At 55.2% G+C, this 2198-nt stretch carries 3 protein-coding genes; all 3 read left to right on the forward strand.

Annotation, left to right across the window (positions count from 1 at the left end; translation table 11 throughout):
- Positions 1-215 precede the first annotated feature (215 nt).
- On the forward strand, positions 216-1235 hold the full coding sequence (locus NW837_RS11925) for an HD domain-containing phosphohydrolase (protein ID WP_414331786.1): 1020 nt from the start codon (positions 216-218) through the stop codon (positions 1233-1235).
- A 44-nt stretch (positions 1236-1279) separates the two neighbouring features.
- Positions 1280-1570, forward strand: a complete 291-nt coding sequence (locus tag NW837_RS11930; protein ID WP_011432759.1) for a YlxR family protein — start codon at positions 1280-1282, stop codon at positions 1568-1570.
- 396 nt (positions 1571-1966) lie between these two features.
- Positions 1967-2198, forward strand: a 232-nt coding sequence (locus tag NW837_RS11935; RefSeq protein WP_414331788.1) for a translation initiation factor IF-2 N-terminal domain-containing protein, incomplete at its 3' end; no start/stop codon positions are given.

Genomic DNA, 2198 nt, shown 5'->3' on the forward strand with positions numbered 1-2198 from the left:
AAACAAACAGAATGCTATCGCTGCATAGTTGAACAGTGATGTTCAGCAGTGTTCAGCGTAAATGTATCAGAAAACCCTTCCCTTTCCCGGAGCAGCTCAGTGTAAAGCCTGATGCTCTTTTTTCTCTGATGGGATTACCGTAGAGGTGTTGCTACTGGGATCCTGCAGTGACCAGCTTTTCCTGTGCCCAACTCGCCAAACTCGAGATGCCCAAGATGCCCGTGACAGTTGGGATCCCTGTCACACCTTCTGCGGATGAGGCGGATGAGACAGAGATCGGTCATCTTTTGATCGTCGATGATCAGCCCAACAGCCGCCTGCTGCTGGGGGATCTGCTGCAGAGCATTGGCTATCGGGTCAGCGAGGCCGAAAGCGGCAATCAAGCCCTGCAAATGTTGAAAACCTTCCAGCCGGATCTGATCTTGCTGGATGTCATGATGCCGGGGTTAGATGGGTTCGAGGTCTGTCGACGCATCAAAGCGAATGACGAGACACGCTTGATCCCGGTGGTATTGGTTACAGCGGCCAGCGATCACAAAAATCGCGTGCGCGGTATTGAAGCTGGGGCAGATGATTTCTTGAGCAAGCCCTTTGACGAGTCGGAATTGTTGGCGCGGGTGCGTTCCCTCGTTCGCCAAAAGCACCTCAATGAAGACTTGGATCATGCTGCTCAGGTTCTGTTCGCCATTGCCCGCAGTGTGGAAAGCCGGGATCCCACCACCGGGGATCACTGTGAGCGCCTGGCACAAATGGCCAAGAGCTTCGGCGAGTTTTTGCATCTGCCCCGTCCCCTGATCAAGGTGCTGATGTGGGGAGGTTACCTGCACGACATCGGCAAAGTGGGCATACCCGATGCCATTTTGGGTAAAACAGGCAAGCATACGCCGGAAGAGTGGGAGGTGATGAAATCCCATGTCTTGATCGGGGAGCAAATCTGCCGCCCACTACGCACCATGAAAGAGGTGTTGCCCCTCATCCGTCACCACCACGAGCGTTGGGATGGCAGCGGTTATCCCGACGGCCTCAAGGGGGAAGAGATCCCTCTGGTGGCCCGTATCTTCCAGATCATCGACATCTACGACGCCCTCACCTCGGAGCGACCTTACAAGCGAGCGTTCACCGTTCAAGAGGCCATAAGCATCTTGCGGGAAGAAACAGACAGGGGTTGGCGGGATCCCCAGTTGGTGGAGTATTTCTTTGAGTTTCTGCGATCGCGGGCGCCAGATTTGGAGTAGGCTGGATAGAGCTTGCTTGTAGTGTATCAGCAGGATAGAGTCTTTTGCCGGGTGCCGATCCGCTGCGCCGTTGTGTAGGCTGTCGCCAGTTGTTTCCTCGCTCACAACTGTGGCGGCTGGTCAGGCAATTTGATTCCCACCAAGTGCTTTTGGGCGGGGGTATGGGGCGCTCTGCCTATGTCTGTCGGCGGCTGGAATGTCTGCAAGCAGCCCGGCGCAAGCAACAGATAAACCGAGCCCTCAAGGCACCTGTGCCTGACTCGTTGTTCCAACGGCTGCTGGATTCTCTTGAGCAAGATTCCCAGGGACATCTCCTCCAAAAGCCTGAGCCTTAGAGGTATTCCCAATGTAGGTAAGATATTCAAAGCGCCTCTTCAGGTTCGCTAAGTTGCGAACCACACGGCAGCCCCTCTCAACTGTCAGAATGGGAGTTGGCTGGAAAACTGAGGCCAAGTGGGATGAACTGCAGAGAGGTTATTCTGGAGGCGCTGTTGACATTTGCTCGTTCTTCCTCGGTTGCTTTACTGGATGTCCCCTGTGGATGTTGCCAGAGCAGCTTCAGACCTGGGTTCCCTTCAGGCCGGATCCCCGGAGGATTGCCGAGCTGTTCTCGATGCGCCGGAGGAAGCCCCCGCAAGCCCGAAAGGTTCGGCTCAACCCAATAACTTGGTTCCCATTGAGTTTGGATAGTAAAACTGACGAGAAGTAAAGGAGCAGAGGCTAGCAGACGAATGACCGATAAAGTTCGAATTTATGATATTGCCCGTGAGATGGGGCGTGACAGTCGGGATGTGCTGGAGGTTTGTGAGCAACTGGGGATCCCTTTCAAAACCCACAGCAGCACCATTTCTCCGGAGCAAGCTGAGTTGGTGCGCAGCAAGCTGGGCGCCCCCCACATTGTGAAACCTCCTCGACCCCGGCCCAAACCCCCATCTGAAAGCCTGCCGCCGGAGCCTCCTGCTG

Origin of the sequence: Synechococcus sp. R6-10 (assembly GCF_047461815.1) — a bacterium.
Taxonomy (GTDB): Bacteria; Cyanobacteriota; Cyanobacteriia; order Thermostichales; family Thermostichaceae; genus Thermostichus.